8 protein-coding genes are annotated in these 12,831 nt (G+C 61.3%); 6 read left to right on the top strand and 2 right to left on the bottom strand.

The window, feature by feature from the left end:
* The first annotated feature begins 16 nt into the window (after positions 1–16).
* The 4 genes from ABZO33_RS07480 to ABZO33_RS07465 all read left to right on the top strand — a co-directional run bounded on the left by ABZO33_RS07480 (position 17) and on the right by ABZO33_RS07465 (position 7,475).
* A complete protein-coding gene (locus ABZO33_RS07480; protein WP_414535494.1) occupies positions 17–1,789 on the top strand; it encodes a metallophosphoesterase in 1,773 nt (590 codons plus the stop codon).
* A gap of 349 nt (positions 1,790–2,138) precedes the next feature.
* Complete coding sequence (locus ABZO33_RS07475; protein WP_414535493.1) at positions 2,139–3,851, top strand: tetratricopeptide repeat protein; 1,713 nt, start codon at positions 2,139–2,141, stop codon at positions 3,849–3,851.
* Between the two features lie 409 nt (positions 3,852–4,260).
* A complete protein-coding gene (locus tag ABZO33_RS07470; protein WP_414535492.1) occupies positions 4,261–5,487 on the top strand; it encodes an MFS transporter in 1,227 nt (408 codons plus the stop codon).
* Positions 5,488–5,624: 137 nt separating this feature from the next.
* Positions 5,625–7,475 (top strand): ABC transporter ATP-binding protein, encoded by a 1,851-nt coding sequence (locus tag ABZO33_RS07465; protein WP_414535491.1) that lies wholly within the window; start codon positions 5,625–5,627, stop codon positions 7,473–7,475.
* Between the two features lie 54 nt (positions 7,476–7,529).
* Here the strand turns inward: ABZO33_RS07465 and ABZO33_RS07460 are convergent, their stop codons facing one another.
* Positions 7,530–8,417, bottom strand: a complete 888-nt coding sequence (locus tag ABZO33_RS07460) for a LysR substrate-binding domain-containing protein (RefSeq protein WP_414535490.1) — start codon at positions 8,415–8,417, stop codon at positions 7,530–7,532.
* A gap of 127 nt (positions 8,418–8,544) precedes the next feature.
* Between ABZO33_RS07460 and ABZO33_RS07455 the strand changes: the two genes are divergently transcribed.
* Together ABZO33_RS07455 and ABZO33_RS07450 are read left to right on the top strand one after the other, a co-directional pair.
* A complete protein-coding gene (locus ABZO33_RS07455) occupies positions 8,545–9,180 on the top strand; it encodes a glutathione S-transferase family protein (protein ID WP_414535489.1) in 636 nt (211 codons plus the stop codon).
* Between the two features lie 23 nt (positions 9,181–9,203).
* Positions 9,204–10,232 (top strand): LLM class oxidoreductase, encoded by a 1,029-nt coding sequence (locus ABZO33_RS07450; protein WP_414535488.1) that lies wholly within the window; start codon positions 9,204–9,206, stop codon positions 10,230–10,232.
* 75 nt (positions 10,233–10,307) lie between these two features.
* Here ABZO33_RS07450 and ABZO33_RS07445 read toward each other — a convergent pair whose 3' ends face one another.
* On the bottom strand, positions 10,308–12,719 hold the full coding sequence (locus ABZO33_RS07445; RefSeq protein ID WP_414535487.1) for a TonB-dependent siderophore receptor: 2,412 nt from the start codon (positions 12,717–12,719) through the stop codon (positions 10,308–10,310).
* Positions 12,720–12,831: the final 112 nt, after the last annotated feature.

The following is a 12,831-nucleotide window of genomic DNA, read 5'->3' as shown; positions in this document are numbered from 1 at the left end:
TAATGGGGGTAGGACCATGAAACATCACGTTTTGACGTGTATAAACTTCGCCCTTCTGTTGTTCGGTCTGGCAGGATGTAACTCGACTATTCGAGTTCTGCCAGACTCTCCATCTGCTACACCGATTGCCGGCGGCGACTTCCCCACCGCCGTTGTCTACTTTATAGCCGACAATCAGGAGAGGGAGCTATTCGGCGATCCAACATACTATTCCGCGCGCATTGCGCAAGACACCAGCGACGTCGCCATTCGCTCCGTCGAGCAGGATCTCTACACTAAATATGTTGCCGAGTCGGTAATGCGGCGGATCACTCAGCAAGACGGGACTCCCCCAGTGATCCACCTAGGCGATCTTTTGGACTATTCATGCCATTCCGAATTTAAGCGCCTTCAACGCTTTTCCTTTCTCTCTGCTCCAAACGTCTATATTGCCAAAGGAAATCACGATGGAATTTTTCAGGGAAACATGAGTTACGGTGGATGGATCGGAATGGCGTGGCTATACATCCGAAAAATCACTGTCAACTACAGCATTGACCCCTCCCTGGAGGGGCACTTCAATGCCGTCTGCGGCCAGCTAGATGATAATCCCCTTGCATCTGATGCCAATAGACTGCGCCCATTTCCAGATGCCCGTGAATGGCCACACCAGTTCAATTGTGATTACCTGCGGTTGAAGAGTAACGGTAGACTCCCAGTTGCTATTGAGACCTTCTGCAACGCCTCGGACTACCACCGACGCGTACTCGTGGCCCCGGGCGAAGAAACTCCCTCACTCGTTAATTCGCAACTGACTGTCCACGCACCATACAACTACACAGCAACCATGAACACGGGCAATTCGGTAAATAAATGGAACAGGGGCTCGCTGCTTCAATCCTTACGCGTCCCACTAAAGCAGCATGGCAATACCACCAGTGCGGAGCTTGGTGTGATTCTGCTCGACACAACGGATTGGCCCAGCGTGCCGAGCTTTAAGTTTCTTTCGAAAAAGTCGAACTCAGGTTTTGGCACGATTCGCCAAGGCCAGCGTGACCTCGTCGTTGAGCAGCTCAAGTCATGGCGGGACGATCCGACGCACAGCGTCAAGGCTGCGGTACTGAGCGGCCACTATCCGCTTCGGGCGCTTGACCGCAGTTCTGCACAGTGGATGCTAAAGCTGCGCGACGAGTTTCCTTTCTTAGCCCCCGTATACTTCAGTGCACACACGCACGAGGGATATACCTCTGTCGGTGACGACCAGGAAGTGTCCAAGTCCGTTATCCGGGAGATCAACGTCGGTTCGCTGATCGATGCGCCCGTCCACTACCGCAGAGCGGCCTTCAGCTGGGACGCAGAACGTTCGCGCTTGCTTCTTACATCTGAACTACGTACCCCCTGGACGGAATTAAACTGTGCGGCCGACGGATCGCCTCAAGCCAAAGCAGCTGCTGCAGGTAAGACATCAGCCGAAGCATACGCTCAGCGCAAACGCTTTCAGCCGCAACGGCAATGGTGCGAACGCCTGACTTTCGCCGGTAGGTCCATGCGTGACCTCGCAGGGCAGGCGGTAGCAGAAAAGGACTACGCCGAGTGCACTGGTAGCGAGCTGCGCCCGAGACCAGATTTTTTGACCCGCTACAGCATCGCTCAAGCATCTATGGATGCATCGCTGACTGGTAGCATTTCCGAGCAGGAGCGCCTAGCTTGCGCCGCTCTCGCTGGCGCAGAAGTCTTCTCGTTCAATAAGAAGCACAAGCCTCCGGGGACAGTCAGCTATGCCTTCGATTTGGTTGTAGGTGGCCCCTAGGCTCTGTACGAAAAGTCTTGAGACGCAGGTTAGGCAAGGCGAAAACAGCCGAGGAAGCGGAGTGTACTGGAGTACATGAGCATTCCGAGGCTGTTTTCAACGCAGCATGAACAAGTATCAAGGCTTTTCGTACAGAGCCTAAAAGTCCCGCAAGCACTGAAGGTGATCTGATCCTGAGCAAAGCTTCCGGCCGGTAGCTGCGCCCTACGAAGCGCAGCTTTGGATCGGAAGCCGCCGGTCGCAAAAGGCCGCTATCGACCCGAAGCTGACAGTCAGACTTTCACTCTATGGGTAGTCACGGTACCATTGATCAATCTGTCCATAAAACTAGAAGACGAGGCAAGTAGGCATGGCTTCATTTGAAGTAACTGAGTGGACACTGGAAGGTGTTCTAGACGAGATGAAGCGAATTCACAACACCATGAAAGATCGCCAATTCGCGTTCATTCTCGGTGCTGGAGCCTCCTTTACTTCTGGTATTCCCACGGGCCAACACCTAGCTGTAAGATGGCTTAAAGACCTGCATTTACGAGAGTGTTCAGATGGCTGCCCTCTAGAGAATTGGGTGGCTGGATGCGGGGTCGGTGACGTTACTCTCACCTTGGAAGCTGCGGCAGAGCATTATCCACAAATCTTCGAACGCAGGTTTGAAGGTGACCGTGAAGCCGGGTATGCCGAACTGGAAGCGGCTATGGAAGGGAAGGCTCCAAGCCTCGGCTATTCCCTTCTTGCTGAAATTATTCAACATACCCGCCACAAAGTGGTGGTCACCACAAATTTCGACAACCTGGTCGCCGATGCACTAGCCATGCATGCTCACCAGTCTCCCCTCGTCGTAGCCCATGAATCCCTTGCAGGTTTTGTTCGTCCGCAAATGCGACGTCCACTGGTCGCAAAAATTCATCGTGATTTATACCTTCACCCCATCAATGATCCGGCCGGGGTGTCGACGATGGAGCGAGGCTGGAAAATCGCTTTAAAAAAGCTATTTCAATATTTCACCCCCGTAGTAGTTGGGTACGGTGGTAACGACGGCAGCCTAATGAACATGCTCATGGGCCTGGACCAAGGAGATATCGCCGGGCGAATGATTTGGTGCTACAGAGCAGGTTCTCCTCCTCCAGAAAAGGCAATGGGTGTCTTAAGCAAACACAACGGCTTACTTGTAAAAATTCCTGGGTTTGACGAATTCATGCTTCAACTGGCGGCCAAATTAGTTACTGACTTTGATGTCGCAGCCATCGCTGAACGTACCGCAAAACTTGGGCACGAGAGGGCAGCTCGCTATCGTGAGCAGGCCAGTACACTCACCGAATCTTCAATCCATGGTTCCCCTGCCGAGCAACGTGCTGGTGAAGTTCTGACTCAATCGTTACGTTCAAACCACAGTTGGTGGGCATGGGAGATTAGAGCCAAGGCCGAGCAAGATATTGAAAAGCGTAAGCTCATTTATCTTGAAGGCATCGGCCAATTTCCAAACAGTCCAGATCTTGTTGGTAAATACGCTGCCTTTCTTGAGCTTGCGTACGATGACTTAGACAAGACCGAGGAAGTTTACAAAAAGTCGCTTGAGCTGGACCCTATGCACGCGCATAACATAGGGAATTATGCGAGCTTTATTGAGGATCACCGCGAAGACTACGACGTCGCTGAAGAGCTATATAAGAAATCGATCGAGCTTGACCCGAATCACGCAAACAATATTAGTAGCTATGCTAATTTTTTGGTTGAACACCGGCAAGACAACGATGCAGCTGAGGCACTATATAAGAAAGCTCTTGAAGTAGCACCTAGCAATGGGTGGAGTGTTTGTAACTACGCGATTTTCTTATCAGAGCACCGCCAGGACTATGACGCCGCTGATGCGTTGTATAAAAGGGCAATCGAATTAGATCCTAGCAGTGCTTGGGCCATCGGGAACTATGCAAAATTTCTCGCTTATAAACGCCAAGATTACGCCACGGCGCAAGCACTCTTCGAAAAGGCGGTAGAGTTAAAGCCTAGCTTCTGGAATAAGGCCAATTTAGAAGAGTTCATAGCGAGTCAAAATAAAAAAAATTGACTCTTTATTTGCCATTGAACCGCTCTCCGTGAATAGATAATTTTAGCACTTTACTGTAGTCGATAGCTGACCATGCCTCATGGCCGCTTTTGGCCGGTAGCTGCCTTCCTCGAAGGACCGCTATGGGTCGAAAGCAGCCGCCCACAGGTATCGCTTTCGATCCGCAACGACCGATGTGGACAACAGTGATCTTTGTGAGACCCGATTTGCCCGCGCACCAGGCAACACACTGAATCGCACGGGTTTCATCCATGTACCCCCGCCAGTGCCAGCCACTCATCGATCAGGCTGATGATTACTATCGAGCGCCCCGCCTGTTGGCTCGGCAAAACCGTCTCTTATAATCGCCAACCATTTTTCCCGCTCCCCTGTCCGCCCCTGGCGGCATCCCCCCATGGAATCCCGCACCATGCCAAGCGTCACTCCGCCGTCTCACGGCCGTCCCGAACACAGTCAACAGAGCGTCAGCCAACAGTGGCTGGCGATTCTCTCGGTCGCCGTGGGCGCCTTTGCCCTGGTCACCAGTGAATTTCTCCCGGTGGGCGTACTCAACGATGTCGCCAGCGACCTGGGCATCAGCGCCGGCCAGGCTGGCTTGATGGTCACCCTGCCCGGCATCATGGCCGCCCTCGCCGCGCCCCTGCTGTCGGTGGGCATCGGCGCCCTGGACCGTCGCTACCTGCTGATCGGCCTGACCTTGATCATGATCCTCGCCAACGCCGTCGTGGCCTACGCCAGCGACTTCAGCCTGCTGCTGTTCGGCCGCGTGCTGCTGGGCATCAGCATCGGCGGTTTCTGGGCCACCGCCATTGCCCTCAGTGGCCGCCTGGCACCCAAGGGCGTGGGTGTGGCCCAGGCCACCTCGATCATCATGGTCGGCGTGACCCTGGCCACTGTGCTGGGCGTGCCGGTCGGCACCTGGCTGAGCGGCCTGATGGGCTGGCGCATGACCTTCCTGGTCACCGCGCTGGTGGGCGTGCCGGTGCTGCTGGCGCAAGTCTTCCTGCTGCCGCGACTCACCCCCGACAAAGCCATTCGCATCAGCGACCTGCCGGCGCTGTTCGTCAACCCGCAAGCGCGGGTCGGATTGATCGCGGTACTGCTGATCGGCCTGGCGCATTTTGCCGCCTATACCTATGTCGCACCGTTCTTCAAGCAGAGCGCCGGCTTCGATGGGCCAACCATTGGTTCGCTGCTGTTGCTGTATGGCGTGGCCGGGGTGATCGGCAACATCTTCGCCGGTTTCGCCGCCAACCGCAGTGTGCGCCACACCCTGTTGCTGGTCGCGCTGATGATCGGCATCAGCACCGCCCTGTTCCCCTACTTCGCCACCGGCATGACCGGCGCCGCGATGCTGATCGCGCTGTGGGGCTTCGCCTTTGGCGCCTTCCCTGCCTGCGCCAGTATCTGGATGTTCGTGGTGGCCCCCAAGGATGTCGAACGCGGTATGCCGCTGTTCGTCGCCATGTTCCAGGTGATCATCGCCTTGGGCTCGTTCTTCGGCGGGCGCATCGTCGACCAGCTCGGTACCGCGGTGCTGCTGAGCCTGGCCACGGCCTTGGTGGGCTGCGGTTTTGTCGCGGTACTGGTGCTCGGGCGCAACGTCTCCAATCGGATGGCGGCGCAGCCTTGCTGACCGATTGCGCTGGATAACACTGGGCCGCAGCTGGCCTCGGGAAGACACGAGCGGTAAGGCGAACGCCTCGATGTGCGGTATGGTTGCACGATCGCTACGGCGTTGCCGATCAACGCCGCGCCCCTCCGGAGACCAGCATGCTGCGTGTTTTTGAACGATGGCTCGACCCCTTCCCGCCTGACGAAATCCCACCGCCACCGCTAGGCCTGCTGCGTTTCTTGTGGGCCTGCACGCGGGGCGCGCGCGGGTACATCCTGGCTCTGGCGCTGTTCAGTGCCGGCGTGTCGATCTATGAAGCCTGGCTGTTTTCCTTCCTCGGCCAGGTGGTCGACCTGCTTCCCGCCTGGCAGGCGGGCGGCGCAAGCGAACAGGAAAGCCGCGTGCTGTGGAGCATCGGTATCGTGCTGCTGACCAGTATCGTGCTGGTGGCCCTGCGCACCCTGATGCAGCACCAGGTGCTGGCGATCAACCTGCCGCTGCGCCTGCGCTGGGACTTCCATCGGCTGATGCTGCGCCAGAGCCTGTCGTTCTTCTCCGACGAGTTTTCCGGCCGGGTCACCACCAAGGTGATGCAGACCGCGCTGGCCGTGCGCGAGGTGTTGTTCACCCTGATCGAGGTCCTGCCCGGCATCGGTGTGTACTTCATCGCCATCATCGCCCTGGCCGGCGGTTTCGCCCTGCAACTGATGCTGCCGTTCCTTGCCTGGGGCGCCCTGTTCGGGCTGGCCATGCTGTACTTCGTGCCGCGCCTGGGCAAGGTCGGCCAGGAGCAGGCCCATGCGCGGTCATCGATGACCGGGCGCATCTCCGATGCCTACACCAACATCACCACGGTTAAATTGTTCTCCCATTCCAAACGCGAAGCGCACTTCGCACGGGCGGCGATGGAAGACTTCAAGCTCACCGGTTTTCGCCAGATGCGCCTGGTCAGCCAGTTCGAGATCGTCAACCAGGCGCTGGTGGTCGGCTTGATCCTCGGCGCCGGCGGCTATGCCCTGTGGCTCTGGCACCAGGGCCAGGTCGGCGCGGGCGCCGTGGCGGCGGTCACGGCCATGGCCCTGCGGATCAACGGCATGTCGCACTGGATCATGTGGCAGATGACGTCCCTGTTCGAAAACATCGGCACCGTGCAGGACGGCATGGCCACCCTGACCCGCGGCCCCAAGGTGCAGGATGCGCCCGACGCCGGCACGCTGGTGACCCGCGGTGGCGCGGTGACCTTCGACAAGGTGAGCTTCAACTACAACGGCGAACGCCAGGTGCTCGATGACCTGACCCTGCACATCCGCCCCGGCGAGAAAGTCGGCCTGGTGGGCCGCTCCGGCGCCGGCAAGTCCACGCTGATCAACCTGCTGCTGCGCTTCTACGACGTCAACGACGGCGAGATCCGCATCGACGGGCAGAACATCGCCCAGGTCACCCAGGACAGCCTGCGCAGCGCCATCGGCATGGTCACCCAGGACACCTCGTTGCTGCACCGCACCATCCGCGACAACATCGCCTATGGCCGCCCCGAAGCGACCGAGGCGCAGATCCGCAGCGCCGCGGCCAACGCCCAGGCCGATGGTTTCATCAGCCAGCTGAGCGATCGGCAAGGCCACAGCGGCTACGACACCCTGGTGGGCGAGCGTGGCATCAAGCTGTCCGGCGGCCAGCGCCAGCGCATTGCCATTGCCCGGGTGATGCTCAAGAACGCGCCGATCCTGTTGCTCGACGAAGCCACCAGCGCCCTGGACTCGGAGGTCGAGGTCGCCATCCAGGAAAGCCTCGACGACATGATGCAGGGCAAGACCGTGATCGCCATCGCCCACCGCTTGTCCACGATCGCCGCCATGGACCGACTCATCGTCATGGACGAGGGGCGCATCATCGAACAAGGCAGCCATGCCGAACTGCTCGACAGGAACGGCACCTATGCACGGCTGTGGCGGCATCAGAGCGGAGGTTTCCTGGGGGAGGACCAGGGGCTGGCGGAGGCGGTGGAGTAGCGGCGGGGAAACGTCGTGAAAGTCGCGACTCGGAAAGATACCGCCCCCTACCCTCTAGCCACCGCCAAGCTGCCCACCCAGCCAGTCGATGAACGCCCGCACCGGCGGGCGCTCGAGCTTCTCCCTGCGGGCGACCACGTAGTAGGCGAAGCGCGACGGCCAGGGCCGGTCCAGAGCCACCACCAATCGCCCTTCGCGCAGGTCATCCTCGGCATGCTGCGCCTGCACCAGCGCGATGCCCTGGCCAGCGACGGCCGCGCGCAACAGCAGCAAGTCCTCGTCGAAGCTCGGCCCGCGCCGGCTGTGGCTGTCCGGCACCACGCCGTGGGCCTGCAGCCACAGCGCCCAGTCGGCGCGCTCGGCCTCCTGCAGCAGCGGGTACTGCAGGCAATCCTGCGGCTCGCGCAGCAGCGGCCCGCCCGCGAGCAGGGCCGGGCTGCAGACGGGCAGCAGCACCGGTGCCAGGAAGGGGGTCGATTCTAGCCCCGGGTAGTCACCCAAGCCATGGCGCAGGGCGATATCGACGCGCCCGCGGTGCAGGTCGACCAGTTGCGCGGTGGCCTCCACGCGCACCTCGATATGCGGATGCAGCGCATTGAACCCAGCCAGGCGCGGCACCAGCCAGCTGGAGGCGAACGAGGGCTGGGTACTGATGGTCAAGGTGCTGGCGCCCACCAACGCATCCAGATCCAGCAGCGCACTCTCGATCTCGCCGAAGCCACGTGAGAGGCCCGGGTACAGCGCCGCCCCCGCCTCGGTGAGCTGCACGCCATGGCGGCTGCGGGTCAGCAAGCTGACGCCAAGACGGTCCTCCAGCTGGCGGATCTGCTGGCTGATCGCTCCAGGCGTCACCCCCATGCGCTCGGCTGCGGCCTTCAGGCTGCCCAGGCGAGTGGTTTCGGTAAAAGCGCGCAAGGCGAGCAATGGCAGGACAGCGCCCATAGGCAATTCCTTGATTTAGAAAATCTAATTCTGGTGACAGAAGCTATCGTTTTAAATACGCATACAGCATGCATAGCATAGCGCTCAGGCCAAACAACTTACGTTAGTTTCCCTGAGGTTATCCAGTATGCAAGACCCCTCCCTGGTTCTCTACACCGACAGCTCTCCCAACGGCTTTAAGATCACCATCGCACTTGAAGAGATGGGCCTGCCCTATCGCCTGGAGCATGTCCACATCGAGCACGGCGAAAACCTGCAACCGGCGTTTCTGGCGCTCAACCCGGCAGGCCGCATACCGGTGCTGGTCGACCGTGATGCCGACATCGTGCTGTTCGAGTCCGCCGCCATCCTGCTTTATCTGGCTCAGCTCAGTGGCCAGTTGCTTGATCGGGCAGCGCAACCCCGTTGGGCCGCGATCACCTGGCTGATGTACCACAGCGCCAGCATGGGGCCCCTGCTCGGCCAGCGCGTGCACTTCGAGTGCTTCGAGGCCACGCCCAACCCTGCGGCGCTGCAGCGCTACCGCAGCCTGACCGAAAGCACCTTCGCGACGCTCGAACAGCACCTGGTCAGCCGCTCGTGGCTGGCTGGGGACGCTTATTCGATTGCCGACATCGCCACCTTCGCCTGGCTGCATATCGCAGCCCTGGTGGGCTTTGATTTCAGCGCCCACCGCCACCTGACGCGCTGGTACCGGCAGGTCGAACGGCGCCCGGCCGTGCAACGCGGTATCCGCCTACCCGCCCCGGCCACCGGCCCATGAACACGCTGACCCAAGGAGCAGTCATGAACACCACCCCGAGCACCTGCGGCGCCAACGCCGATGCCTTTCGCGAGCACCCCGGCTATCGGCGTATGTTCGCTCCCGATACGCTGACGCTGGGCATCTTCATGCCGCTGCGCTTCTATGACGGCGATATGCGCGTGCTGTCCGGCCAGGCACGGCTGGTCGGCAAGATCGACCAGCTGGGCTTCGCGGCGGTCTGGGTGCGTGACGTGCCGTTGTTCGACCCGCACTTTGGCGATGCCGGGCAGGTCTTCGACCCATTTGCCTACCTCGCCTATCTGGCCGCCCATACCGAGCGCATCGCCCTGGTGACCGGCAGCACCGTCTTCCCCCTGCGCCACCCCATCGACCTGGCCAAGGCTGCGGCCACCCTCGACAACCTGTCGGGCGGGCGCCTGGTGTTGGGCATCGCTTCGGGGGACCGGCCCGTGGAGTTCCCGGCCTACGGCCTGGACCACGCTAGCCGTGGCGAACGCTTTGCCCAGGGCGTGGACTACTTCCGTCGGCTGCTGGCCCAGCAACCTGGGCCGATCGACTCACCGCTGGGGCAACTGGACGGCGCCCGCCTGCTGCCCGCGCCTGTCTGCGGGCGTATCCCGCTGGTGATGACCGGTTCTTCGCGGCAAAGCCTGCAATGGCTCGGCGAGCATGCCGATGGCTGGCTCACCTACCCGGACGCCACCCACGACAGTCGCGGGCCGCAACGTCTGGCGGAAAAAATCCGTGCCTGGCGCGCAGGTATCCCAGGTGGCGGTTTCCGCCCGCACATGACCAATGAATGGATCGACCTGGATGACGACCCGCACTTTCCCCGTACGCCGGTGCAGGGCGGCTATGTGCTGCGCACCGGGCGCCACGGGTTGGTGAGGCTGCTGGAGGAATGGCGCGAGGCCGGGGTGAACCATGCTGCGCTGGGTTTGCAGATGGCCAGGCGCCCCGCACAGGAGATCATCCAGGAACTGGCCGAGGAGGTGCTGCCGCTGTTTCCGACGCTGCCTGGGCCACAGCCTCACTCCCAAGGCTGGTAGCGCCAGGCATCCTCGGCCGTGCCGATGGGTCGGGTGGCGCCACGCCTGTGGATCACCCGGCCCGCCTCGCCTGTGTCAGAACGCGTAGACCAGCGTGGCCGTGGCACTGCGCGGGGTACCGTACCAGCCGCGCGCGCCGATCGCGGTGTAGTACTTCTCGTCGAACAGGTTGTTGAGGTTCAGCGACACGCTGGTTTGCGGCGTGAAGGCGTATTGCGCCATCGCATCGACCACACTGTAGGCGCCCTGGGTGAACGTCTCCTTGTTCGGGCCGGCGTTCTTGTAGTACTCCATCCCCTGCCAACGCACGCCACCACCCACTTTCAACTGCGGCAGGGACTGCAGGCGATAGCTGGTGAACAACTTGAAGGTATCGCGCGGCACTTCGGTCAGCAGGCGCTTGCCATCGGCGTTCTCGGCCTGGGCGTAGGTGTAGCTGGCAGAGACTTGCCAGTCGGGCAGGATCTGCCCCGCCATCTCCATCTCGAAACCACGGGTTTTGGTACCGGACTCGGCGCGGTAGGCCTGGTTGCCGTCCGGTGCGCGTTTGTTGCCGTCGGCCACGGCCAGGTTGTCCTGCTGCACCTCGAACACGCTGAAGGCGGTGGTCAGGCGCTTGTCCCAGAACTCGCTCTTTACCCCCAGTTCGTAGTTCACCCCCTCCAGCGGCTCAAGGTAGCCGCCGGTGGCGTCCTGCCGGCTCTGCGGCTTGAAGATGGTGGTGTAGCTGGCATAGGCCGACCAGTGCTCGTCGATGTCATAGACCAGCCCCACATACGGCGTGACCACCCCATTCTCGCTGCGCGAGGTGCGCTTGGTGGCGCCGGTGGCCAAGGTGGTATGGCTTTCGTCGCGCTTCCAGTCGATCAACCGCGCCCCGGTGATCAGCGACAGGTCATCGGTCAGGCTCCAGCGCACCGAAGCCACCAGGCCGTCCTGGGTTTCATCCAGGGCATCCTCGGTAGACTGGGTGTGGATGGCCGCCGGGATCGCCAGCGAACCGTCCCAGGTATGGATGTTGTCGATGCCCTGGAACGTCCACAGTGGATAACCAGGGTTGCGGTAGTAGGCCCGGTAGTGACTGGCGCCCAGGTACCCCTGGTGCTCGCGGGTGAACAGCTCGAACGGGCCGGAGGCCGACAGGTCGAAAGACGTCTGCCTGGGGTCGCCCGCCCAACGGCCGGTCCAGGTACTGATTCCGCTGCCATCGGGCTTGACGGTGCCACTGGCGGCAGTGGCGAACGTATCGTCATAGCGGCGACGGCTGTGCTCGGCGTTCAGCTTGAGCTGCCAACCGTTGTCCAGCTGATGCTCCAGGGTGGTGAACAGGGTTTTCGTGCGACGCTTGTGGTAGCTCCAGTCCGAGGCCGAGTTGAACGAACGCGACGGGTTGAAATGACTGCCGTCCGAATTGAACATCGGGAAGCCATGGTTGCCTGCCCCGTCGTTGTCCATCTCCTGGTACTCCGCGCCCACGGTCAGCATGGTGCTGTCGGCCAGGTCCCACTCGAGCACCCCGTAGGCCACCTGTTTTTCCAGCGACTGACGGTCGACATGGCTTTGGCTGTCGGTGGTCGAGGCCACGAAACGCCCGCGTACATGACCGCTCTCCGACAACTTGCCAGACACATCCAGCTCGGTACGGTAGCTGTCCCAGGAGCCGGCCTTGAGGGTCAGCTTGCGCTGGGTGTCGAAGGTCGGCTTCTTGCGGATCAGGTTGATGGTCGCGCCGGGGTCGCCGGTGCCCGACATCAGGCCCGTGGCGCCGCGCACCACTTCCACCCGGTCGTAGCTGACCATGTCGGCCAGGTCGTCGCGAAAGCCAAAGGTGTCGGGGCGACTGACGCCGTCGACCTGGATATTGCCGACCTCGAAGCCACGCACATAGATATGGTTGGCGTCGCTACCGGCCGGCCCCATGCTGCTGACGACCACGCCCGGCGTCTGTTCGAGCACTTGGGCCACATCGGTCAGGTTCTGGTCCTCGATCTGCTGACGGGTCACCACGCTGACCGACTGCGGCGTCTCCCGCGCTGAAAGCCGCAGGCCGGTCGCGGTGCTGGCCGAACCTGTGGTGTAGCTGCCGGTGCCTTCGGTGGTGCTGCCCAGGCCCAGGGCGTCGATGCTGGTCGCGCCGAGTTCGACGGCGCCGTCGTTGTGCACCTTGCTCAGCACATAGCGCTTGTCGCCGACCTGCTGCACGCGCAGCCCCGATCCCTGCAGCAACGCGGAGAAACCCTGCTCAAGCTCGAAGCTGCCGTGCAGCCCCGCGGAATGCAGCCCGCTGGTTTCGTCATTGCTGAAGCTGATGGTCACGCCGCTGGCGGCGGCGAACTGGCTGATCGCGGAGGCCATGCTGCCAGCCGGGATATCGTAGCGCTGCGCGGCGGCCCAGGCGGTCGAGGTCGCCAGCGCGGCGCCGCAAAGGCTCAGTGCGAGGGTCGCCTGGCGAATACTGCAGGCTAGCGAGGTACGGCGTGCGGACATGAAAAGGGGTTCCTGTTTCGGGTTGGCTTGGGCACGCTTGAGGCGCGCGCCCTCAAGAGCCGAAGCAGCGAAGGAAATCTGCTACCCCAAATGCGAAAAATTCTTGAATGCT

Source organism: Pseudomonas sp. CAM1A, from assembly GCF_047501685.1.
GTDB lineage: Bacteria > Pseudomonadota > Gammaproteobacteria > Pseudomonadales > Pseudomonadaceae > Aquipseudomonas.
This window is presented reverse-complemented; position numbering and strand designations above follow the sequence as displayed.